The 22,534-nt window shown below is 67.9% G+C and carries 18 protein-coding genes; 10 read left to right on the top strand and 8 right to left on the bottom strand.

Annotated features, from left to right (window positions below):
• Positions 1-151: 151 nt before the first annotated feature.
• Positions 152-4,981 (top strand): NAD-glutamate dehydrogenase, encoded by a 4,830-nt coding sequence (locus BLW05_RS20640; RefSeq protein ID WP_093165437.1) that lies wholly within the window; start codon positions 152-154, stop codon positions 4,979-4,981.
• A gap of 10 nt (positions 4,982-4,991) precedes the next feature.
• Here BLW05_RS20640 and BLW05_RS20635 read toward each other — a convergent pair whose 3' ends face one another.
• On the bottom strand, positions 4,992-5,456 hold the full coding sequence (locus BLW05_RS20635) for an Lrp/AsnC family transcriptional regulator (RefSeq protein ID WP_093165436.1): 465 nt from the start codon (positions 5,454-5,456) through the stop codon (positions 4,992-4,994).
• Between the two features lie 106 nt (positions 5,457-5,562).
• Here BLW05_RS20635 and mdeB point away from each other — a divergent pair, with 106 nt between their 5' ends.
• From mdeB to BLW05_RS20600, 7 genes are all read left to right on the top strand, one after another.
• The gene (gene mdeB, locus BLW05_RS20630) at positions 5,563-8,199 is read left to right on the top strand and encodes an alpha-ketoglutarate dehydrogenase (RefSeq protein WP_093165435.1); all 2,637 of its coding nucleotides are present in this window, start codon (positions 5,563-5,565) and stop codon (positions 8,197-8,199) included.
• Positions 8,196-9,212 carry an L-threonate dehydrogenase gene (gene ltnD / locus BLW05_RS20625; protein WP_371126955.1) on the top strand — a complete coding sequence of 339 codons (1,017 nt, stop codon included), beginning with the start codon at positions 8,196-8,198 and terminating at the stop codon, positions 9,210-9,212. Before mdeB ends, ltnD begins: the two co-directional genes overlap by 4 nt.
• The gene (gene otnK, locus BLW05_RS20620) at positions 9,209-10,477 is read left to right on the top strand and encodes a 3-oxo-tetronate kinase (RefSeq protein WP_093165434.1); all 1,269 of its coding nucleotides are present in this window, start codon (positions 9,209-9,211) and stop codon (positions 10,475-10,477) included. The genes ltnD and otnK overlap by 4 nt, the downstream gene beginning before the upstream one ends.
• On the top strand, positions 10,474-11,148 hold the full coding sequence (locus BLW05_RS20615; protein ID WP_093165433.1) for a class II aldolase/adducin family protein: 675 nt from the start codon (positions 10,474-10,476) through the stop codon (positions 11,146-11,148). The genes otnK and BLW05_RS20615 overlap by 4 nt, the downstream gene beginning before the upstream one ends.
• Positions 11,149-11,281: 133 nt before the next feature.
• Positions 11,282-12,109: a 2-oxo-tetronate isomerase gene (gene otnI / locus BLW05_RS20610; protein ID WP_093165432.1), complete on the top strand. Its 828-nt coding sequence runs from the start codon at positions 11,282-11,284 to the stop codon at positions 12,107-12,109.
• Positions 12,106-13,296 (top strand): amidohydrolase family protein, encoded by a 1,191-nt coding sequence (locus BLW05_RS20605; RefSeq protein WP_093165431.1) that lies wholly within the window; start codon positions 12,106-12,108, stop codon positions 13,294-13,296. The genes otnI and BLW05_RS20605 overlap by 4 nt, the downstream gene beginning before the upstream one ends.
• Positions 13,293-13,751: a RidA family protein gene (locus BLW05_RS20600; RefSeq protein ID WP_093165430.1), complete on the top strand. Its 459-nt coding sequence runs from the start codon at positions 13,293-13,295 to the stop codon at positions 13,749-13,751. The genes BLW05_RS20605 and BLW05_RS20600 overlap by 4 nt, the downstream gene beginning before the upstream one ends.
• A gap of 11 nt (positions 13,752-13,762) precedes the next feature.
• On the opposite strand, the gene BLW05_RS20595 is transcribed toward BLW05_RS20600, so the two are convergent.
• The 7 genes from BLW05_RS20595 to BLW05_RS20565 are packed head-to-tail and all read right to left on the bottom strand — an operon-like array spanning position 13,763 to position 20,402.
• Positions 13,763-14,437 carry a TetR family transcriptional regulator C-terminal domain-containing protein gene (locus BLW05_RS20595; RefSeq protein ID WP_093165429.1) on the bottom strand — a complete coding sequence of 225 codons (675 nt, stop codon included), beginning with the start codon at positions 14,435-14,437 and terminating at the stop codon, positions 13,763-13,765.
• Between the two features lie 37 nt (positions 14,438-14,474).
• On the bottom strand, positions 14,475-15,440 hold the full coding sequence (locus BLW05_RS20590) for a PDR/VanB family oxidoreductase (RefSeq protein ID WP_371126953.1): 966 nt from the start codon (positions 15,438-15,440) through the stop codon (positions 14,475-14,477).
• Positions 15,441-15,453: 13 nt separating this feature from the next.
• Complete coding sequence (locus BLW05_RS20585) at positions 15,454-16,473, bottom strand: ABC transporter substrate-binding protein (RefSeq protein ID WP_093165427.1); 1,020 nt, start codon at positions 16,471-16,473, stop codon at positions 15,454-15,456.
• 37 nt (positions 16,474-16,510) lie between these two features.
• Positions 16,511-17,905: an FAD-binding oxidoreductase gene (locus BLW05_RS20580; protein ID WP_093165426.1), complete on the bottom strand. Its 1,395-nt coding sequence runs from the start codon at positions 17,903-17,905 to the stop codon at positions 16,511-16,513.
• A gap of 11 nt (positions 17,906-17,916) precedes the next feature.
• Positions 17,917-18,798 (bottom strand): ABC transporter permease, encoded by an 882-nt coding sequence (locus BLW05_RS20575; protein WP_093165425.1) that lies wholly within the window; start codon positions 18,796-18,798, stop codon positions 17,917-17,919.
• The gene (locus tag BLW05_RS20570) at positions 18,776-19,576 is read right to left on the bottom strand and encodes an ABC transporter ATP-binding protein (protein ID WP_093165424.1); all 801 of its coding nucleotides are present in this window, start codon (positions 19,574-19,576) and stop codon (positions 18,776-18,778) included. The genes BLW05_RS20575 and BLW05_RS20570 overlap by 23 nt, the downstream gene beginning before the upstream one ends.
• Positions 19,577-19,580: 4 nt before the next feature.
• Positions 19,581-20,402, bottom strand: a complete 822-nt coding sequence (locus BLW05_RS20565) for a creatininase family protein (protein ID WP_093165423.1) — start codon at positions 20,400-20,402, stop codon at positions 19,581-19,583.
• Positions 20,403-20,682: 280 nt separating this feature from the next.
• Between BLW05_RS20565 and BLW05_RS20560 the strand changes: the two genes are divergently transcribed.
• The gene (locus tag BLW05_RS20560; protein ID WP_256330413.1) at positions 20,683-21,879 is read left to right on the top strand and encodes an NAD(P)/FAD-dependent oxidoreductase; all 1,197 of its coding nucleotides are present in this window, start codon (positions 20,683-20,685) and stop codon (positions 21,877-21,879) included.
• Positions 21,880-21,966: 87 nt separating this feature from the next.
• On the top strand, positions 21,967-22,482 hold the full coding sequence (locus BLW05_RS20555) for a DUF1269 domain-containing protein (protein ID WP_093165421.1): 516 nt from the start codon (positions 21,967-21,969) through the stop codon (positions 22,480-22,482).
• Positions 22,483-22,534 lie beyond the last annotated feature (52 nt).

Genomic DNA, 22,534 nt, shown 5'->3' with positions numbered 1-22,534 from the left:
GAAACTTTTGTTGCACCCCGTGCCGGTTGCGGACCACCGCCCGAGCCACGGGGCGCTTCGTCGCCACCTTCGCGTGCAGGTGGGAATGCCCTTGCTTTTCAAGTCGGTCGCTTCCACAGTGGTCCGACAACGCGGCAAATTGGGGGCGAGCATGGAAACCGATGCACTGGGCACAGCACGCGCAGGCGAACGTCTTGAAGAGGTCGTCGACCTGATTCGCACCCGGGTCGCCACGGACCAGGCGGACCTGCTCGCCGGCTTCGCGCGTCGGTACTTCGGTCAGGTGGACCCTGAAGACCTGGCCGATCGCCAGGTGGCCGACCTGTACGGAGCCGCGCTGTCCCATTGGAGCTTCGCGCGCAAGCGCGAGCCGGGACTCGCCCGGCTGCGCGTGTTCAATCCGACGATCGCGGAGCACGGCTGGCAGTCGACACACACCATCGTCGAGATCGTCAACGACGACATGCCCTTCCTCGTCGATACGGTGACGATGGAAGTCAACCGCCACGGGCTGACCCTGCACCTGATCATCCATCCGCTGGTGGCGGTGATCCGCGGCAGTGACGGCGTGCTGCAGGGCCTGTCGACGGAAGCGCCTTCGTCCGAGGCGCGCCGCGAGTCGTTCATCCACGTCGAGGTGGATCGTGTGGCCGAGCCGGGCCAGCTCGAGGCATTGGCCGCCGACCTGGCGCGCGTGCTCGGCGACGTGCGGCTGGCCGTGGCCGACTGGAAGGCGATGAAGGAGCGGGTGCTGGCCATCGTCCAGGGCCTCGACGAGCGCGCGCCGCCGATCCCGCCACAGGAGCTGGCCGAGGGCCAGGCGTTCCTGCGTTGGCTGTCCGAAGACCATTTCACTTTCCTCGGCCACCGCAGCCACGAGCTGGTGAAGGTGGATGGCGAGGACGCGCTCAAGGTCGTGCCGGATTCGAGCCTGGGCATCCTGCGCGAGGTGATCAAGGATCCGGCCGCCGCCTACGCGGCGCTGCCGCCGGAGGTGCGCGCCTACGCACGCCGGCCCGAATTGCTGGTGGTCACCAAGTCGACCTCGCGTTCCACCGTGCACCGGCCCGGCTACCTGGACTACATCGCCGTCAAGCGCTTCGATGCCGAAGGCCAGGTGTGCGGCGAGGACCGTTTCCTCGGGCTCTTCACCTCCACCGCGTACAGCGCCAACCCGGCCGAGATCCCGCTGCTGCGGCGCAAGGTGGCCGACGTGATCGAGCGCGCGGGTCTCGCGAGAGGCAGCCACTCGGGCAAGGCCCTGGTCAACATCCTCGAGACCTATCCGCGCGACGAGCTGTTCCAGACCGGCACGGACGCGCTGCTGTCCACGTCCATGGGCATCCTCCACCTGGGCGAGCGGCAACGCTTTCGCCTCTTCGTGCGGCGCGATCCCTTCGAGCGCTTCGTGGCGTGCATGATCTACGCGCCGCGCGAGAACTACACGACCGAGCTGCGCCAGAAATGGCAGGCGATCCTGATGCAGGCGTTCAACGGCACGAGTTCCGAGTTCAACGTGCACGTGTCGGAATCGGTCCTGGCCCTGATCCAGATCACCGTGCACACCCGGCCCGGCCAGATCCCGCCCTTCGACGTGCACGAGGTCGAACAGCGCCTGGTCGCGGCCGCCCGCCGCTGGGACGACGACCTGAAGTCGGCGCTGATCGAGGCGACCGGCGAAGCGCGCGGCAACGAGCTGCTGCGCCAGCTCGGCAGCGCCTTTCCGGCCGGCTACCGCGACGAGTTCGCGGCGCGGGCCGCCGTGCACGACATCGAGCTGATGGAGCGGCTGAGCGACGCGCGACCGCTTGGCATGAACCTCTACCGGCCGCTCGAAGCGGCGGCGGGCACGCTGCGCTTCAAGGTGCTGCGGCGCGGCGAACCGCTCATCCTGTCGACCAGCCTGCCGATGCTCGAACACCTGGGGATGCGGGTCCTGGACGAACATCCGTACCGGATCGCCCCGCAGGGTGCATCGCCGATCTGGGTCCATGACTTCGGCCTGCGCAGCGCGCTGGGCGATGCCGAGATCGAGGTCGACGCGCTGCGGCCGGTCTTCGAGGACGCGTTCGCCGCCGTGCTCGGCGGCGAGGTCGAGAACGACGACTTCAACCGCCTGGTGCTCGCGGCGCGCCTGCCCGCGAATGAGATCGTCGTGCTGCGCGCCTACGCGAAGTACATGCGGCAGATCGGCTTCGCGCTGTCGCAGCCATTCATGGAGAGCACGCTGGTGGCCAACGCGCCCATTGCGCGCGCGCTGGTCGAGCTGTTCAAGCTGCGCTTCGATCCGGCGCCGGTCGCCGGCGCCGACAGGCTGGCCGGCGAGAAGGTGCGCGAGATCGAAGCCGCGCTGGAGGACGTGGCCAACCTGTCGGAAGACCGCGTGCTGCGGAAGTACCTCGCGCTGATCCTGGCCACCACGCGCACCAACTACTGGCGCCGCGACGCGGGCGGGCGGCCGCGCGGCTTCCTGTCCTTCAAGTTCGATTCATCGAAGGTGCCCGACCTGCCGGCGCCCAAGCCGATGTTCGAGATCTTCGTGTACGCGACGCGCTTCGAGGGCGTGCATCTGCGCGGGGGCCGCGTCGCGCGCGGTGGACTGCGCTGGTCGGATCGGCCGGAAGACTTCCGCACCGAGGTGCTGGGCCTCGTGAAGGCGCAGATGGTCAAGAACACCGTGATCGTCCCGGTGGGGTCCAAGGGCGGCTTCGTGCTCAAGCGCGCGCCTGCGGCGAGCGACCGCGACGCCTACCTGCGCGAAGGCGTGGCCTGCTACCAGGACTACCTGCGCGGCCTGCTCGACATCACCGACAACCGGGTTGGGGACACCATCGTGCCGCCGCCGCAGGTCAGGCGCCACGACGACGACGATCCCTACCTCGTGGTCGCCGCCGACAAGGGCACTGCCACCTTCAGCGACTACGCCAACGGCATCAGCAAGGAATACGGCTTCTGGCTCGGCGACGCCTTTGCCTCCGGCGGTTCGGTGGGCTACGACCACAAGGCCATGGGCATCACGGCGCGCGGCGCCTGGGAATCGGTGAAACGTCATTTCCGCGAGATGGGCATCGACACGCAGACGACCGACTTCACCGTCGCCGGCATCGGGGACATGTCGGGTGACGTGTTCGGCAACGGCATGCTGCTTTCTCCCCACATCCGCCTCGTGGCGGCCTTCGACCATCGACACGTCTTTCTCGACCCCGATCCCGACGTGGCGAAGAGCTTTGCCGAGCGCGATCGCCTGTTCAGGCTGCCGCGTTCATCGTGGGCCGACTACGACGCATCGCTGATCTCCGAGGGCGGCGGGATCCACGCGCGCAGCGCCAAGTCGATCCCGATCACGCCGCAGGCGAAGCAGGTGCTGGGCATCTCCGCAGACGCGCTCGCGCCGACCGAACTGGTGAACGCCATTCTCAAGGCGCCGGTCGACCTGATCTACAACGGCGGCATCGGCACCTACGTGAAGGCCAAGAGCGAGAGCCATGCGCAGGTGGGCGACCGCGCCAACGACGCCTTGCGCGTGGATGGCCGGGAGCTGCGCTGCAAGGTCTTCGCCGAAGGCGGCAACCTCGGCTGCACGCAGCTGGGCCGGATCGAGTTCGCCCGGGCCGGGGGGCGGATCAACACCGACGCGATCGACAACTCGGCAGGCGTGGACACGTCGGACCACGAGGTCAACATCAAGATCCTGGTCGGCCTGCCGATCGCCGAAGGCGAGCTCACCGAGAAGCAGCGCAATGCGCTCCTGCCGGAGATGACCGACGACGTGGCCGCCCTGGTGCTGCGCGACAACATCTTCCAGACCCAGGTGCTGTCGGTCACCGGGCGCATCGCGCCGCAGCTGCTCGATGCGCAGACCCGCTTCATGCAGTACCTGGAGAAGTCCGGGCGCCTGGACCGCGCGATCGAGTACCTGCCGTCCGACGAGGAACTGGCCGAGCGCCGCGCGCAGGGCCAGGGCCTCGCCAGTCCCGAGCGTGCGGTGGTGCTGGCCTACAGCAAGATCTGGCTCTACGACGAACTGCTGGCGTCGCCGCTGCCCGACGATCCCTGGGTGGCGACGGCGCTGGAGCGCTACTTCCCGAAGCTGCTCGGCGAGAAGTTCGCGGCGTACATGCGAAGGCATCCACTGCGGCGCGAGATCATCGCAACCCACGTCACCAACAGCGCCGTCAACCGCGTCGGCAGCACCTTCGTGCATCGCCTGGTCGAGACCACCGGCGCTCGCGCGTTCGAGGTCGTGCGTGCCTACCTGTTGAGCCGCGAGATCTTCGGCATGGTGCCGCTGTGGCTGTCCATCGAGGCGCTGGACAACCGCGTCGACGACGCCGTGCAGTCGAGCCTGCTGATCGGCACCAGCCGGCAACTGGAGCGGGGCACCAAGTGGTTCCTGCGCTCGCGGCGCCTGAACGAGGACATGGAATCGACCATCGAGCACTTCACGCCGAATGTCGAGGCGCTGTCGGCACGGCTGGCCGAACTGCTGGACGCCGACGAGCGCGCCCGCGTCGACGCCGCGGTCTCGCACTACCTGGCGGCCGGCGTGCCACGCGAACTGGCGCAGCGCGTCGTCACCTTCGACTCGTTGTACGCCACGCTCGACATCGCCGAAATTGCCGGCAGTGCCCGATGGCCGGTGGCCCTGGTGGCGGCCATCTACTTCGATCTCGCGAACCGCCTCGGCATGCCGTGGCTGCGCGACCGCATCGCGGCATTGCCCGGCGACCAGCATTGGCAGATGCTCGCGAAAGGCGCGATGCTCGACGACCTGTCGAGCTTGCAGCGTTCGATCACCGGCGCGGTGCTGGGCGGGGGCGGCGAGATCGAGTCGCCGACGGCGCTGGTCGAGGCGTGGCACGCCACGAACGGCCGGGCGCTCGAGCGCGCGGCACAGCTGATGGGCGAACTGCGTGCGGTCCCCGCGCCCGACGCCGCGATGCTGTCCGTCGCGCTGCGGGAACTGAGGGCGCTGGGATGACGGGCCGTGCCTATTGCGGCAACGGCAGCGCCGTCTTGTAACGCACCTGCTTGAGCGCAAAGCTCGAGCGGATCTTCTCGATCCCGCTGATCGGCGTGAGCTGCTCGAGGATGAATTTCTCCAGCGCAGCGATATCGGCGACGGCGACGCGGATCAGGTAGTCGCTGTCGCCGGTCATGAGGTAGCACTCCATGACTTCGTCATGCTCGGCAATCCGCTGCTCGAAATCCGCGAGCGACTGCTTGCTCTGCGTCTTGAGGCTGATCGAGATGAACACGTTGAGCCCGAGGCCGAGTGCGCTCGCGCTGGCGAGCGCCACATAGCGCTGGATGACGCCTTGGTTCTCCAGCGCCTTTACCCGCGCGAGGCACGGCGATGGCGAGAGGTGGACGCGGCGCGCCAGCTCGACGTTGGAGAGCGAGCCGTCGCGCTGCAGCTCATCAACAATGCGCAGATCGATCGCGTCCAGTTCCATTGAATGCTGAAAAATAGATGATTTACAGCAGTTTATGCCGCATATGTCCCTGAGGCGGTGTAGAAAACAGCATCCCATTCCATTGGCTGCGGCCTAGAGTTCAGTCATGAACGCCCCGATCCCGCCCGACCAGTTCCGCGCATTGCTCGACACCGCCCTGCATGACGCGGACCCTGTAGAAACCGCCGAATGGCGCGAGGCCTTCGTCGCGCTCGCGGAAACGCAAGGGCCGGCGCGCGCACGCTGGATGCTCGACGAACTCGCGCGCATGGCGCGCGCGCAGCGCATCGGCTGGCAGCCGGAACTCTCGACGCCCTACGTCAACACCATCGCGGTGGAAGCCCAGCCGCCCTTCCCCGGCGATCTCGCCATCGAGGAGCGGCTCGCATCGCTGATGCGCTGGAACGCGCTCGCGATGGTGGTGCGTGCCAACCAGGCGTACGGCGAACTCGGCGGCCACATCGCGAGCTACGCGAGTGCCGCGGATCTGTTCGAGACCGGCTTCAATCATTTCTTCCATGCGCGCACGCCGACGCATCGCGGCGACCTCGTCTTCTTCCAGCCGCACAGCGCGCCCGGCGTGTATGCGCGCGCCTTCCTCGAAGGGCGGCTCGGTGAAGAAGACCTCATGCACTACCGCCAGGAGCTCACCGCGCCGGCCTTCGCCTCCGGCCAGGGCGCACGGGGCCTCTCCAGCTATCCGCATCCGTACCTGATGCCGGACTTCTGGCAGTTCCCGACCGGCTCGATGGGCATCGGGCCGATCAGCTCGATCTATCACGCGCGCTTCATGCGCTACCTCACGCACCGCGGCCTGCTGAACTGCGAAGGCCGCAAGGTCTGGGGCGTGTTCGGCGACGGCGAGATGGACGAGCCTGAATCGATGAGCGCGCTCACGCTCGCGGCGCGCGAGAAGCTCGACAACCTCGTGTGGGTCGTCAACTGCAATCTGCAGCGGCTCGACGGACCGGTGCGCGGCAACGGGCGGATCATCGACGAGCTCGAGAAGCTCTTCGCCGGCGCCGGCTGGAACGTCATCAAGCTGGTGTGGGGCAGCGACTGGGACGGGCTCTTCGCGCGCGACGTGAACGGCGCGCTGACGCGGGCCTTCGCGAACACGGTCGACGGGCAGATGCAGACCTTTGCCGCGAAGGACGGGCGCTACAACCGCGAGACCTTCTTCGGGCAGGACCCGGAACTCGCGCGGCTGGTCGAAGGACTGACCGACGAGCAGATCGACCGCTTGAAGCGTGGCGGCCACGACCTCGTGAAGATCCACGCCGCGTATGCCGCAGCGGCCGCTCATCGCGGCCAGCCGACCGTGATCCTCGCCCACACCAAGAAGGGCTACGGCATGGGCAGCGCGGGGCAGGGCAAGATGACCACGCACTCGCAGAAGAAGCTCGACGACACGGACCTCATCGAGTTCCGCAACCGCTTCAACCTGCCGCTGTCCGACGAACAGGCGACCACGGCGGCGTTCTACCGGCCTGCCGACGACAGCCCCGAGATGCACTACCTGCTCGGCCATCGCGCCGCACTCGGCGGCAGCATGCCGCGCCGCGAGACCGCGTGCGAGGTCGTGGCCAAGCCGGACATCTCGGCCTACGCGCAGTTCGCGGTCGCTGCGGCCGGCAAGGAGATGAGCACCACCATGGCCTTCGTGCGCATGCTGGGCAATCTCATGAAGGACAAGGCGCTCGGTCCGCGCGTGGTGCCCATCGTCGCGGACGAGGCGCGCACCTTCGGCATGGCCAACCTCTTCAAGCAGGTCGGCATCTATTCGAGCGTCGGCCAGCGGTATGCGCCGGAGGACATCGGCTCGGTGCTGTCGTACCGCGAGGCGACCGACGGGCAGATCCTGGAAGAAGGCATCAGCGAGGCCGGCGCGATCGCGAGCTGGACGGCGGCTGCGACCAGCTACAGCGTGCACGGGCTCGCGATGCTGCCGTTCTACATCTACTACTCGATGTTCGGCTTCCAGCGCGTGGGCGACCAGATCTGGGCGGCGGCCGACCAGCGGCCGCGCGGCTTCCTGCTCGGCGCGACCTCGGGCCGAACGACGCTGGGCGGCGAGGGTCTGCAGCACCAGGACGGATCGAGCCACCTCATCGCCGCGACCATCCCGAACTGCAAGGCCTACGACCCGGCATTCGCAGGCGAGATGGCGGTGATCATCGACGCGGGTATCCGCGACATGATGGTCGAGCAGAAGGACGTGTTCTATTACGTCACGCTGATGAACGAGAACTACGCGCAGCCGGATCTTCCGGCGGACGCGGCGCCGCAGGTGCTGCGCGGCTGCTATCGCGTCAGCGGCGGCGAGAAGGCGAAGGTGACGCTGCTCGGCTCCGGCGCGATCCTCACCGAAGTCGTCAAGGCAGCCGGACTGCTGGCCGCCGAAGGCATCGAGGCCGAGGTGTTCAGCGTCACGAGCTGGAGCGAGCTCGCCCGCGACGGCCAGGCGTGCGAAGAACGCGCGCTGGCCGGCGATCCCGACGCGGGCACGCCCTTCATCACGGAGCAGCTCGCGGATGGCACGGGCCCGGTGATCGCGGCGACCGACTATGTGCGTGCGGTGCCCGAAAGCATCCGCGCCTTCATGCCGCAGGGCCGTCGCTATCTCACGCTCGGCACCGATGGCTTCGGCCGCAGCGATACGCGCGCGGCGCTGCGCAACTTCTTCGGCGTCGATGCACAGAGCATCGTGCGTGCGGCGCGCCACGCGGTGGTCTCGCGCTGAGCGAAAAGGGGGTTAGTCCGGCTGTACGGCGCGGGCGTGGATTCCTAAGATCGAGGGTTCGTGCCGCGTGGCGTTTTCATGCTGCCGGCCTCCATTCGACTTCCACGGGAATCTCCATGAAGAAGGCAGGACTCATCGGCCTGGGCGCCATGGGCGCCGGCATCGCAGCGACGCTGCGCGGGCGCGGCTTCGAGATGCATGTGTGCGATGTGCGGCCCGGCGCCGCACTGCAGTTCGCAGAGCATGGCGGCGTGGCGTGGGGCACGCCGGCGCAGGTGGCGGGCGCGTGCGATGTCGTCGTCTCGGTCGTGGTGAATGCGCAGCAGACCGAGGCGGTGCTTTTCGGCGAGCACGGCGCCGCCGCGGCGATGAAGCCGGGCAGCGTGTTCATCATGTGCTCGACGGTGGACCCGAACTGGTCGGTACTGCTCGAGGAGCGGCTGGGCGCACTCGGCATTCACTACATCGATGCGCCGATCTCCGGTGGCGCGGCCAAGGCCGCGAGCGGGCAGATGACCGTCATGAGCTCCGCGAAGCCGGAGGCCTACGCGAAGGCCGGCGACGTGCTCGACGGCATGGCCGGCAAGGTGTACCGGCTCGGCGACCGCGCCGGTGCGGGCAGCAAGGTGAAGATCATCAACCAGCTCCTCGCCGGCGTGCACATCGCCGCCGCTGCCGAAGCCATGGCGCTCGGGCTGCGCGAAGGCGTATCGGCCGAGGCGCTCTACGAGGTCATCACCCACAGCGCGGGCAACAGCTGGATGTTCGAGAACCGCATGGCCCATGTGCTGGCGGGCGACTACACGCCGCTGTCGGCGGTGGACATCTTCGTGAAGGACCTCGGGCTGGTGCTCGACACCGCGCGTGCAAGCAAGTTCCCGCTGCCGCTCGCATCCACCGCGCACCAGATGTTCATGCAGGCATCGACCTCCGGCCACGCGAAGGAGGATGACAGCGCGGTGATCAAGATCTTCCCCGGCATCGAACTGCCGCCATCGAAGGCCAGCAAATGAGTGTTCTGCTCGGCTGCATCGCCGATGACTTCACGGGCGCGACCGATCTCGCGAACAACCTGGTGCGCGCGGGCATGCGTGCCGTGCAGACCATCGGCGTGCCTGCGGCGGCGCTGGATGCCGACGTGGATGCGGTGGTGGTCGCGCTCAAGTCGCGGACCATCGCGCCGGAGGAGGCCATCGCGCAGTCGCTTCATGCGCTGCGCTGGCTGCAGGCGCAGGGCGCGCGGCAGATCTACTTCAAGTATTGCTCGACCTTCGACAGCACGCCCAGGGGCAACATCGGCCCGGTCACCGAGGCGCTGATGGATGCGCTGGGCTGCGACTTCACCATCGCCACGCCCGCCTTCCCGGACAACAAGCGCACGGTGTTCAAGGGCCATCTCTTCGTGGGCGACGTGCTGTTGAGCGAGAGCGGCATGCAGAACCATCCGCTCACGCCGATGACCGATGCGAACCTCGTGCGCGTGATGCAGGCGCAGACGCGGCGCAAGGTGGGGCTCGTCGACTACGCGACGGTCGCGCGTGGTGCCGAGGCGATCCGTGAGCGCATCGCGCAGCTGCGCGCCGAAGGCGTGGGCGTCGCGATCGTCGATGCGGTTTCCAACGACGACTTGATGCGGCTCGGCCCGGCGTTGGCAGACATGCCGCTGATCACGGCCGGTTCGGGCGTGGCGATCGGCCTGCCGGCGAACTTCGGCATCGTGCCTTCGTCCGCTGCGAGCGCGTTGCCGAAGGCGGGTGGACTTCGCGCGGTGGTGTCCGGAAGCTGCTCGCTCGCGACCAACCGGCAGGTGGCGGACTTCGTCGCCGCAGGGCGGCCCGCGCTCGCAATCGATCCGCTGCAGATCGCCGCCGGCATCGATGTGGTGTCGAAGGCGCTGGAATGGGCCGCGCCGCTGCTTGAGCGCGGACCGGTGCTCGTCTATTCGACCGCCGATGCATCCGCGGTGAAATCGGTACAGGGCCGCCTCGGCGTCGAGGAAGCCGGAGCGATGGTGGAGCGCACCATCGCCGCGATCGCGCGCGGACTGGTCGAGCGCGGCGTGCGCCAGCTCGTGGTCGCCGGCGGCGAGACCTCCGGCGCGTGCGTGCAGGTGCTGGGCATCGCGCAATTGCAGATCGGCGCGCAGATCGATCCCGGCGTGCCCTGGTGCCACGCGCGCAGCGACGCGGCCGGTGGCGCTGGCCTGCATATTGCGTTGAAGTCCGGTAACTTCGGCGCCGATGATTTCTTCTCCAAAGCTTTTACGTTTCTCGAATGAGTGATGCCCATCTCCGGGAGGAAATCTGCCGTGTCGGCCGCAGTCTTTTCGAGCGCGGCTACGTGCACGCGACGGCCGGCAACATCAGCGTGCGGCTCGATGACGGATTCCTCATCACGCCCACCGATGCCTGCCTCGGCCATCTCGATCCGGCGCGGCTCGCGCGGCTCGACGCGAACCTGCGGCAGATCCACGGCGACCTTGCCAGCAAGACCATCGCGCTGCACGCCCGCATCTACGGTGCCGCGAGAAACTTCGACCCCGGCACGCGCTGCGTGATCCATACCCACAGCACGCACTGCGTGGCGCTCACGCTCGATGCGCCCGATGAAGAACTGCTGCCGCCGCTCACGCCCTATTTCGTGATGAAGGTCGGCCATGTGCCGGTCGTGCCGTATCACCGGCCGGGCGCGCCGGAGGCGGCGGCGCTGGTCGCCCAGATCATCGAGCGCTACGGCACGCAAGGCACGCCGATCCGCGCGGTGGTGCTCGAACGGCTTGGGCCCAATGTGTGGCACGACACGCCGGCCGCCGCGATGGCGGTGCTCGAGGAGCTGGAGGAAACCGCGAAACTGTGGTTCATGAACCGATTCCTGCCGCAAGGCGCACCGGCAGCTTTGGACGCAGACCAGGTCAACGACCTGCGCCGCAACTTCGGTGCAAGGTGGTGATGTCACCCCCAGCCTCGCCCACTTCGTGTGGCTCGGGCACCCCCTCTCCGGGGGCGATGCCAACGGCCCGGCGGAGCCGGTTCCGTGGCATCCCTGGGTTGGGAGTGCCGATAGAAATTTCCTGGAGTTGTTGATGCCCCGATTCGCCGCCAATCTTTCGATGCTCTATCCGGAGCTGGACTTTCTCGACCGCTTCGAAGCCGCCGCCCGGGATGGCTTCAAGGCCGTCGAATATCTCTTCCCCTATGCCTACGATCAGCGCGAACTCGCCGCGCGGCTGTCGGCGAACGGTCTGCAGCAGGTGCTTTTCAACGGCCCGCCCGGCGATTGGGACCGCGGCGATCGCGGGCTGGCGTGCGTGCCGGGGCGCGAGACCGAATTCCGCGAAGGGCTCCTGAAGGCCATCGACTATGCGGTCGCGCTCTCGTGCCCGCGCATCCACGTCATGGCGGGGCTCGTGCCCGAGGGCGTGGAGCGCGAAACCGTGCAGCCCACCTATCTCGACAACCTGCGCTGGGCCGCGGTCGAGGCGGCCAAGGCCGGTCGCGACGTGCTCGTGGAGCCGATCAACACCCGCGACATCCCGCGCTTCTTCCTCAACCGGCAGGATCATGCGCACGAGATCATCGATGCTATCGGCGCGCTCAACGTGCAGGTGCAGATGGACCTCTATCACTGCCAGATCGTCGAGGGCGACGTGGCGATGAAGATCCGCAAGTACCTGCCCACCGGCCGCGTCGGCCATTTCCAGATCGCCGGCGTGCCCGAGCGGCACGAACCCGATGTCGGGGAGATGAACTACCCCTACCTGTTCGACGTCATCGACGAGGTGTCGGCGCAATGCGGCTGGCAGGGCTGGGTGGGCTGCGAGTACAGGCCCCGGCGCGGCGCGGTGGCCAACGGCACGAGCGACGGGCTCGGCTGGCTGCGCGCGCTGCCGCGCGCGGCGGTTGCCCAATGAGGCTCGAAGCGGTACGCATTCCTCCGCGACTGCGAGCCTTCTCGGCGGGGGACGCCGACGTGTTCGATGTGGCGATCGATCGTGGCGTGGTCACGTCGATCGAACCCTCGACGCAGGCCGCGCGCGGAACAATCCTCAGCGGCCTGGTCGATGCGCACGCGCACATCGACAAGAACTACACCGTGCGCGACGTCGGTGCGGCACAAGGCGATCTCTTCGCGGCCATCGGGCGCATGGCCGCGCACCGCGCCGGCTGGACCGCCGACGCGCTGCGCATCCGGATGGCGCGCGCGCTCGGCGATGCATGGCGTTCGGGCACGCGCGCGCTGCGCACGCATCTCGACTGGGGCGAGGCGAGCGCGCCCACATCGCTCGCGGTGTTCGAGGAACTGCGCGAAGCATGGCGCGGCCGCGTCGAGCTTCAGTTCGTGGCGCTCACGCCGCTCGATCTGTTCGCCGACACCGAGGCCGGCGCGCGCATTGCGCGCACCGTGAAACGGGCGGACGGCGTGCTTGGTGCGTTCGTCTATCGCAACGAAGGCATCGTCCACAAGCTCGGGCGCGTGTTCGATCTCGCGCAGGAGCATGGGCTCGCGCTCGACTTCCACGTCGATGAAGGGCTCGATGTGCAAGCGACCGGGCTGCGCACCATCGCGCAGCTCGCGATCGCACGCGGCCTCATCGGGCGCGTGACCTGTGGGCATGCCTGCTCGCTCTCGGTCCAGGACGATGCGGCGGCGCACGACACGCTGGCGTTGTGCGCGCAGGCCGGCATCCATCTGGTCGCGCTGCCGACCACCAACCTTTACCTCCAGGGTGCGTGGGACCGCACGCCGCTGCAGCGCGGCATCACCCGCATCCGCGAGGCCGCATCGCTGGGCGTGCGCGCCAGCCTCGCGACCGACAACGTGCAGGACGCCTTCTATCCCTACGGCAGCTACGACCTGGTCGAGACCTTCGGGCTCGGCGTGCAGATGGCGCATCTCGCGCCCGCGTCCGATTGGCTCGATGCGATCACGGTCAGCCCGGCGAAGGCGCTGCGCCTTGCCTGGGACGGCCGGATCGCACCCGGCTGCCCGGCGGACCTCGTGCTGCTGGCCGCCGCCGACGAATATGAACTTCTGGACCCGCGCGGGCGACGCCGCACCGTCATCCGCGCGGGCCGCATCGTGGAGAACACTGAATGAGCATGGGCAAACCGATGGCCAACTACGCGGCCGCCAAGCGCGTGGGGGACTTCGTCTTCACGAGCGGCGTGGTCGCGGTCGACCCGGTCACGCGCCGCGCGGTCGCGAGCTACGACGACATTCCGGAAGCGGCGCGCGAAGCGCTGCGACCGCTGGGCTACGCCACCGGTCAGATGTCGGTCGACATCTTCGAGGCGCCGATCGTCGCGCAGAGCTGGTTCGTGCTCGAGCGCATCCGCCAGATCGCCGCCGAGCATGGCGGCACGATGGACGACGTGGTGAAGCTGGTGCAGTACTTCACGCATCTGCCGAACTACGCGCCGTACAACCGCGTGCGCGGCCTGTTCTATCCGGGCGAGCCGCCGGTGAGCACGGTGGTCGAGGTGTCGCGCTTCCTGCCGGGTGACGAGGTGCTCGTCGAGGTCGAGGCGACGATGTACCTGCCCCAGCACTGAAGCACCGAGCTTCAGCGCACCGAGGCGCCCTTGAGGAGGAAATCCGTTACCTGCTCGATGAGGTAGCGCCGATCCTTGTCGTCGGCCTCGGCGGTGTTCCGGAAGTACGCCACCTGCGTCGCGTGGTCCGCATAGAACTGCGTCACCGCCCACAGGTGGAAGAGAAACAGCATCGGGTCGACCGGCCCCATCAGCCCCTGGTTGATCCAGTTCTGGATCACCGCCACCGCCTGCTCGGTGCGCTGCTTGCTCGTGCCCATCATCTCCCTGAGCACCGGCGCGCCGCGCATCATCTCGGCGGTGAAGATGCGCGAACGCAGGGGATGCTCGAACGAGAACATCATCTTGCGGTGGACCAGGTCGGAGAGCACCTTGCGCGGCCCGAAGGCTTCGTCGCTGAAGCCGAAGACGCCGATCCAGTCGTTGATGATGTCCTGCAGGATCTGGCGGTAGAGCGCTTCCTTGCTCTCGATGTAGTAGTGCAACTGCGCCTTCGACAGCCCCGCCTTGTCGGCGATCGCCTGCGTGGACGCGCCGGCCAGCCCGTCGTTCGCGAACACCTCCACCGCCGCCTGGTAGATCACCGCGAGCACCTGCGTGTACTTGCGCGCGCGGCCGCGCGTGGCCGGCGTCTCGGGGCCGTCTTCGATGGATTTCAGCGGGGCGCTGCTTCGTGCGGTGCTCATCGGAAATGCATGGTGCCAGAGTGGTCACCGAAGGGGATCAGAGATCGATCGCGAGCGCGTCGCCCTTTGCGCGCGAACAACAAAGCGCCACTTTCTTCGCGCGTTCGCCGCGGGTGAGGCAAAAGTCGCGATGTTCGGCGCCGTCGCCGTCCGCATCGACCACGCAGGTGCCGCACAGGCCCTGCTCGCAGGAGACGGGCACATCGATACCGAAGGCATGCAGCGCATCGACCGCCGTCTGGTCGCCGGCCACCGGCACCGTGATGCCGCGGCGCCGCAACTGCAGCACGAACGGCTTGCCGGTGCCCCCGGCCGCATCGGCCGGCGCGGCGAAGTACTCGGTGTGCACCACGTCGTCGGGCCAGTGCGCGGCCGCGTGCCGCACCGCCTGCATGAAGCCTGCGGGCCCGCAGACGTACAGGTGCATGCCGGGCTTGCGCGCAGCCAGCAACTGGCGCAGGTTGATCTTGCGCGACGCATCGCCATCGTCGAAGTGCACGCGCAGGCGCGATGCGATGGCAGGATCGCGCAGTGCGTCGGCGAAGGCGAGGTGCTCCTCGCTGCGCACGAACAGATAGAGCTGGAAATCCGCCCCCGCGCGCGCCAGCGCCTGCGCCATCGCGAGCAGCGGCGTCATGCCGATGCCGCCGGCGAGCAGGATGTGGTGCTTCGCCTCCTCGCGGATCGGGAAGGTGTTGCGCGGCGTGCTGACCGGCAGCAGGTCGCCTTCGCGCACGCGCAGGTGCATCGAATGCGAGCCGCCGCGGCTCGCGGGCTCGCGCTTGACGCCGATCAGGTACGACGAGGCACCGTCCTCCGCGCCGGCGTCGCGCGCCAGCGAGTACTGCCGGGTGAAGCCGCCCGGCATGTGCACGTCGATGTGCGCGCCGGCCCGGTAGCCCGGCAGCAGGCGGCCCATCGGATGCTTCAGCTCGAAGGACAGGATCTCCGGCGTCTGGCGCGCGATGCGCGAGACCTGGACCGTGAGGGTGCGCTCGACCATGATCGCGCCTTCCTTACTTGGCGGCCGCCTTGCGGAGTTCCACGCCCGTGCCCTTGTTGACGAACTGCGTGGTATAGGCGTCCCGGTAGTTGAAGTCGGTGGACTTGTAGAGGCCGGCCGAGACGGTCTTGTCGTAGAAGTCCTTCATGCGCTCGTCGCTCATCGCGCCGATGCCCTTGGTGGTCGCGTCGCCCACGTCGATGTGCGCGCGAAGGATCGGGATCGACTTCTCGATGTACTCGTCGGTGATGTCGGGGTTGATCTTCTTGATCATCTCGTCGGCCGCCTTGCGGTCGCCGTACAGGTAGTTGTAGTAGCCGATGTTCGAGGCCTCGACGAAGCGGCGGACCATGTCGGCCTTGTTCTTCACCAGATCCTGGCGCGTCTCGATCACCATGCCGTAGGTCGACCAGCCCGCATCGGCCAGCGACAGCACCACCGGCTTGAAGCCGGCCTGCTTCTCCACCGCGAGCGGCTCGGAGGTGGCGTAGGCCTGCTGCACCGCCTGCTTGTCGGCGAGGAACTGCGACAGGCTGTAGTTGTACGGACGCACCTGCTCGTCGCGCATGCCGTAGGCCTTCTTCATCCACTGCCAGTAGCTGATCTGCCCGTCTTTCGCGAGCAGCACCGTCTTGGCCTTGGCGAGATCGGCGAACTTGTCGAAGCCCTGGCCGGGGTGGGCAATGATGGCCTGCGGATCCTTCTGGAAGTAGGCCGCGACCACGACCGTCGGCACCTTCTGCTTGATGTTGTCGAAGGCCATCAGCATGTTGCCGGTCATCAGGAAATCGACCTTGCCCGCCGGCAACATCGGGCGGTTGTTGACCTGCGGGCCGCCCTGCTGGATGTCGACGTCGAGGCCGTACTTCTTGTAGGTGCCGTCGGCCAGCGCCTGGTAGAAGCCGCCGTGGCCGGGCTGCGCGCGCCAGTTGGTGGCGAGCACGACCTTGTCCTGCGCGAACGCCGCGGCGGCGCTGCTGGCGATGAGCGCGGCGACCAGGCCGCGCGCGATGAAGTCCGGTTTGAAGTGCATGGTGGTTCCTTGGGTTGTCTCTGTTGGTGGAAAAAGATCAGGCGTCGCGGGCCATTTCGGGCCGCCAGCCGCGTGTCTTGCCGGGGTTCATCAGGCCCATCGGGTCGCTGCGCTTCTTGAATTCGATCTGCTGCGTGTCGATGGTCTTCATGCCGCCGTCCTCGATGGTCACGACATGCGGGTTGAAGATCTGGCATCCGCCCTGCGATTCGATCTCCCGGATCACCTCGTACTGGTGCGCCTCGCCCTTCCAGCGCACGAGCAGGATCGCGAAGGTGCCGTACTCGCCGCCGGCGCGGGCGAACTCGTGGTGCTGCAGCACGTCGTCGCCGAAGATCGCGATGTGCCGGTCCACCACCGCCGGGTCGAAGGGCTGCGCGTAGGCCACCTGCAGGTAGGTCCAGGTGCGGTCGACCTTCAGCGCCTGAAGCGTGGTGTGGTTGTAGGCGCACTCGTAGGCCGGTGGCAGGCCGGCGGCGTGGAGCTGTGCCTCGGTGCCTTCCAGCGAGATGCTGCCGCCGTGTACGGCGACGAGCGCGCGGAACCGATCCATCGAGTCCGGCGCGACCATCGCGAACATCGCATGCTTGTCCGGCGGAAAGTGCGCACCGAGCATCGCGTAGTACGGCGAGAAGCGCGCATCGACGGCCGACAGGAGGAAGAGTTCCAGCGACGGCGTGCTCGCGGCGACGCCGAAGTCCAGCACGCGGCGGTAGGTGTCGAAGAGCGCGATGCAATGCACCCATTCCACGGCGGGGCTCAGTGCCACTTCCACTTCGGTGATGACACCGTTGGTGCCGTAGGCGTGGTGCACCTGCTGGATCTCGTCGCCTTGCAGCTCGATGATTCGGGGCTCGCGTTCCACCGTCATCACGCGCGCGCGCAGCAGGTTGCCCGGGTCGCGCAGGATGCCGTGACGGATCGAGCCGATGCCGCCGAAGCCGCCCGCGATGAAGCCGCCGATCGAGGCGACATGCCAGGTCGACGGCCACATGCGCAGTGCCTGCCCGGTCTCGGCGACAGCCTGTTCGATGTCGTGCATGCGCGCGCCGGCCTGCACGCGCACCCGGCCGTCGGCGATGTCGAGCACGCGGCTCAACTGCGTCACGTCGAGCACCAGGCCGCCCTCGAGCGGCACGCACTGGCCGTAGTTGCCGGTGCCGCCCGCGCGCACGGTGATCGGCAGCTTCCACTTCGCCGCGACCGCGACGGCCTGCCGGACATCGTCCTCGGTCGAGACCTTGACCACGAGATCGGCCACGCAGCCGGCAAGCTGCTCCGTGAGGATCGGGCTGTACCAGTAGAAGTCTTTGGAGAGCTGCTTGCGCTGGCCCGGCGAGACGATCACGTTCAGGCCGTGGAGGTCGCGCTTCACGGCTTCCCAGTCGATGGCCGCAGCCTCGGGGCGTTCGATGAGTTCGGTCGAAGACATCGTGCGTTCCTTCAGCGCTCGCCGCGCATTTCGCTCTCGTGCCAGTGGCCGAGCACCGTGCGCGAGAGCGCTGCGAACACGAGGAAGATCACGATGCCGAGAAGCGACACCAGGAGCAGCGCCGCGAACATCATCGGGATCTCGGTGCGGAAGCTCGATTCGAGAATGCGCGAGGCCAGCCCCGTCTCGCGGCCTGCGGTGCCTGCGGTGAACTCCGCGACCACGGCGCCGATCAGGCTCAGCCCGCCGGCGATCTTCAGCCCGGCCATGAAGTACGGCAGCGCGCTCGGCACCAGCAGGTAGCGGAACAGCTGCCATGGCGAGGCCTTGTAGAGCTGGAACAGGTCGCGCAGGTTGCTGTCGGCGCTCTTCAGGCCGATCACCGTGTTCGACAGGATCGGGAAGAAGGCCACGATCCACGCGCACAGGAGCAGCGCGGCGGTGGTGCTCGACACATAGATGAGGATCAGCGGGGCGATCGCGATGATGGGTGTCACCTGCAGGATCACCGCGATCGGGAACAGCCCGATCTCCACCCACTTGAAAAGCGCGAACGCGATCGCGAGCAGCACGCCGCCGACGATGGCCGCCACCAGCGCGAGCAGCGTGAGCTTGACGGTGAACCACAGTGCGCTCGACAGCGTGTCCCAGTTGTCGATGAGCGTGGTGAGGATCAGCGACGGCGCGGGAATGATGTAGTGCGGCACGTTGTTCACGCGCACCAGCACTTCCCACAGCAGCAGAAGGCCTGCGATGACGACGGTGGGCACCGCAACACGCAGCAGCGATTCGCGGCGGCGGATGCGATCGTCGCGCGCCTGCAGGTCGGCGGCCGAGGGGGTGGCCTGCACGTCGGCGAGCGCCGGATTGTCAGTGATCGATGTCGATGCCATGGAGGGCTCCGTGCAGGGACTGGGACACCGCGGTGCAGTGCGCGTTGTAGCGGCTGGAGGTGCGGAAGGCTTCGCCGCGCGGGTAGGGCTCGTCGATGCGGATCTCCTCGATCACACGGCCGGGCCGGGGCGCCATCACGACGATGCGGTTCGACAGGTAGACCGATTCGTAGACGCTGTGCGTGACGAAGATGATCGAGAACCGGTGCTCGCGCCAGATCGCCAGCAGGTCGTTGTTGAGCTTGATGCGCGTCATCTCGTCGAGCGCGGCGAAGGGCTCGTCCATCAGCAGCAGGCGCGGGCGGGTGACGAGCGCGCGCGCGATGGACACGCGCATCTTCATGCCGCCCGACAGCTCGCGCGGATAGACGTTGGCGAAGCGCGAGAGCCCGACCATTTCGAGCGCCTGCGAGACGACCGGCTCGGCCGCGTCGCGCTTGACGCCGGCGAGCTTGAGCGGCAGCCAGACGTTGTCGAACACCTTGGCCCAGGGCATGAGCGTCGGCTCCTGGAAGACGAAGCCCAGCTCGCGGTCGATGCCCGACGATGCGGCGCCCGCCTGGGACCATGCCACCTCGCCCGCGCTGATCCGCGTCAGGCCCGCGATCAGGCGCAGGGCCGTGCTCTTGCCGCAGCCCGACGGGCCGAGAAAGCTGATGAAGTCGTGTTCGCCGCAATCGAGCGTCATGCCCTGCAGCGCGAGTGTGCCGTTGGCGAAGCGCTTGCTGACGTTGCGCAGGCTGACCAGCGGCTGCGCGGGGGTGCTCGTCGTGCTCATTGGGTCACGCCCAGGCTGGTTCGTTGTCGAGGCGTTCGAGCGGGAAGCGGTCGACCTCGCGCAGCAACAGGGCGAAGCGCTCGCCCACGTGATCGAGCACCGCCTTGCCCTTCGCGGCGGTGGCGCGGGTGGCGTCGCCGGCCGCGCCCGCCGGGTTGATGTCGTGCATCTGCCAGCCGAGCTTGCCGCTGGGCGTGATCGAGAGGTACCTGTTCTCCTTCGCGAGGTCTTCCGTCATCGAGTGGAAGTTGCGGAAGTTCTCGGGCCGCACGTAGTCGGGCGTGAGGTGCAGCATCACCGAGCTTTCGAGATCGCCGGCATGCACGCCGTGCTTGCCTTCGTGCGCAGTGAAGAGGCCTTCGGGCAGGCCCAGCGTGTACCAGTTGGCCGCGACGACCATCATCCCGTGGGCTTCGCGCAGGTCGCGCGCGACGATGTCCATCACCGACATCTGCCCGCCGTGGCTGTTGTAGAGCACCAGCTTGCGCACGCCGGCCTTCGCCACGCTGGCGCCGATGTCCGTCCACAGCGAGATCAGGGTGGTGGCGGAAACGGTCAGCGTGCCGGGGTAGCGCGAATGCTCGTTGCTCTTGCCATAAGGCACCGTGGGCAGGAAGAGCACCGGAAGATCGTTCGGCAGGTGCGGAAGGGTCGCCTGCACCATGCCGTCGATGGTGGCCGTGTCGGTGGACATCGGCAGGTGCGGGCCGTGCTGCTCAGTGGCGCCGACCGGCAGCACGGCGATGAGCCGGGAGCGATCGAGGCGGGAAAACTCTTCGCTGGTCAGGTCGGACCAGAAGCGGCTGCGCGGTCGGGTGGAACTCATCGAACACCTCGTTCATCGTGAAGGTGTCTAAATTATCCACTCGGTCAAAAAAGGAGGCTTAGCGTTTTCCCGATGTGCTGCTGTTGGTGATGAAACGAACGGTAATCGCGGCATGAACAGGGGGTTTTAAGTGACCGATCGGTCAAATTGGCGTCTTCGCGATCCGTCTCGATGCGCGGCGCATGGCAGGCCGCGCCATGCGGTGCGGCGGCGGCGCGTGCCCGACGCCGGCCGTAATATCTGCGACCTCTCACTCGAACCCGTGATGTCGAACTCGCAGATGCCTTCATTGTCCGCGTGCGACGTGCTCGTAATCGGCGCCGGGCCCGCCGGCAGCGCCTGCGCGCAGATGCTGGCGCGCGCAGGACTCGATGTCGTGCTCGCCGATCAGCACGACTTCCCACGTGACAAGGTCTGCGGCGACGGTTTGATCCCGGATGCGCACCGCGCGCTCGAGCGCCTGGGCGTGCAGGGCGAAGTGCTCGCGCGCGCCCGCGCCTCGACGCAGGTCGGCTGCGTGGGGCCGAGCGGCGGGCGGGTCGAGGTGCCCGCGCGGCTGGCGGTGCTGCCTCGCCGGGAGCTCGATGAAATTCTCAGACAGGCTGCGCTCGGCGCGGGTGCGCGCTGGCTCGCGCCGGCGAAGTTCGAGGCGCCGCTCGTCGATGCCGGCGGGCGCGTTGCCGGCGCGCGGCTCGTGCTGCCCGGCGGCGTTGTGCGGCCGGTGGCTGCGAAATGGACCGTGCTCGCCACCGGCGCCGCATCGGGCCCGCTGACGGCGGCAGGCCTGTGCACGCACAAGGCGCGAAGCGGCATCGCACTGCGCGGCTATGTGAAGCACGAGGCGATGGCGGCGCGCTGCACCGGTCTCGAAGTGGTGTGGCACCGCGCGCTGCGGCGCGGCTACGGCTGGATCTTTCCGTGCGCCGCCGGCGTGTTCAACATCGGCGTCGGCGTGACGCACGATGGGGACGTGAACCTGCGGGACCTCTTCGATGCCTTCAAGCGCATCCATCCGCCCGCGCGCGAGCTGATGGAGGGCGGCGAGCTGCTCGGCCCCTTCAAGGGCGCGCCGCTGCGGTGCTCCCTCGCGGGTGCGCGCTGGTCAAGGCCCGGGCTGTTGGTGGCGGGCGAGGCGGCCGGCAGTACCTACCAGTTCACCGGCGAAGGCATCGGCAAGGCGCTGGAAACCGGCATGCACGCCGCGCAAGCGATCGCCGAGGCACAGGACGCGGGCGCGGACGAGCAGGTGAGCGCGCGCTACGAGGCCGCGCTGGATTCGCTGAAGCCGCGCTTCGCGGCCTACGAGCAGGCGAATCGCATCAACAACCACCCGTGGCTCGCCGACCTCCTCGTGTGGCGCGCGCGGCGCAGCCCGAGCTTGGTCAAGCGGTTGAGCGGCGTGCTCGAGGAGACCCATGACCCCGGCCGCCTCGTCACTGCAGGCGGCGTCCTCCGGCTTCTCCTGCCGCTGGGCTGACCCGTCGATCCGACTTGATCAACGCGCCCCATGGGCATATAAGTCGTCATGGTTCCTTATTCGTCGAAAGACGGAAAGGAGGGTGCGATGCGCAGACGCATTTACTGGCTGATGCCGGACCTGGCGAGCGCCAGGCGCGCGATGCACGATCTCGTGCAGGCGCGCGTCGACGTTGCGCACATTCATTTCGCCGCTTCGGAAGGCACGGACATGGCCGGCCTTCACGCGGCGAATGTCTGGCAGACCTCGGACCTCGTTCACGCCGCGAAGACCGGTTGGGCCATCGGCAGCGCCTGCGGAATGATCGTCGGGCTGATCGCGGGCCTCAACTTCCCTGTCATGGGCGACGAGCCCGAATGGGAGCTGGTGGTGGTGCTGGGCGTGATGGGCGGCGTGGTCGGCGCCTGGTCGGCCAGCATGATCGGCATTTCGATCCCTAGCCCCTGCCTGCAGCGCTTCGAGGGCGCGATGAACCAGGGATGGATCCTGCTGATGGTGGATCCGCCGCGTGCGCGCGCCGAGCAGATCGAGTCGCTGCTGCGCACGACGCATCCCGAGGCCCTCTTCGAGGGCGAGGCGCAGGAGGTCCCGGCGTTTCGCTGAAGCGCCCGCGGACCACCCCCCACGATGGCAATGACGAGACGAGGAACCCCCC

The organism is Variovorax sp. YR216, assembly GCF_900107745.1.
Classification (GTDB): domain Bacteria; phylum Pseudomonadota; class Gammaproteobacteria; order Burkholderiales; family Burkholderiaceae_C; genus Variovorax.
This window is presented reverse-complemented; position numbering and strand designations above follow the sequence as displayed.